The 584-nt window shown below is 58.6% G+C and carries 1 pseudogene; it reads right to left on the bottom strand.

The features are described 5' to 3' along the window. Window positions 1-515, bottom strand: a pseudogene (locus tag DL891_RS16645) (transposase); the annotation flags it as partial. Window positions 516-584: the final 69 nt, after the last annotated feature.

The following is a 584-nucleotide window of genomic DNA, read 5'->3' as shown; positions in this document are numbered from 1 at the left end:
GTCGAAGTGGACACGCCGATACCCGTAGGTCCCTTCGGATTCTTCGAAGAAATGATGAACCCTGGCCGTCAACGCTTCCCTGCGGGCCGCCGTAGCCGACTGCGGACGCACCAACCAATGGTAGAAACCCGACGTCGACACCCCCAACCAGCGACACATTTTCACAACCGGGTTCGTGTTCGTGGGCGCATTCTTCTGGGAGTCGATGTACTCGTACTTGCTCACTACCGCTGCTCCCGGGCGAAGTAAGCCGTCGCTTTTTTCAAGAACGCGGTCTCCGCCTTCAGCTCCTGATTTTCGCGCTCGAGTTCCTTCAGGCGGGCCCGCTCTGAGACCGTCAGCTCGGTCTCTGTTGCACCGTTGGCCTCGCGGTACTTGATCAGCCAAGTCCGGAGGGTTTCGGGGCCGACACCGTACGCGATCGCGACATCCTTGATCGGCTTGGAACTGGAGATCACCTCACGGCACAACTCGTCTTTGAACTCTTGGGTGAATCGTCTACGCGATGCGGACATGCTGCTCTCTCTTTCAGTAGCACCCTCATTTTAAGAGGGCCCACTGTCCGAGAACTCCTCGGCAGGCCA

This window comes from Homoserinimonas sp. OAct 916, assembly GCF_003260275.1.
GTDB lineage: Bacteria > Actinomycetota > Actinomycetes > Actinomycetales > Microbacteriaceae > OACT-916.
Note: the sequence above shows the minus strand (reverse complement) of the source record. Positions and strands in the feature narration are given on the sequence as shown.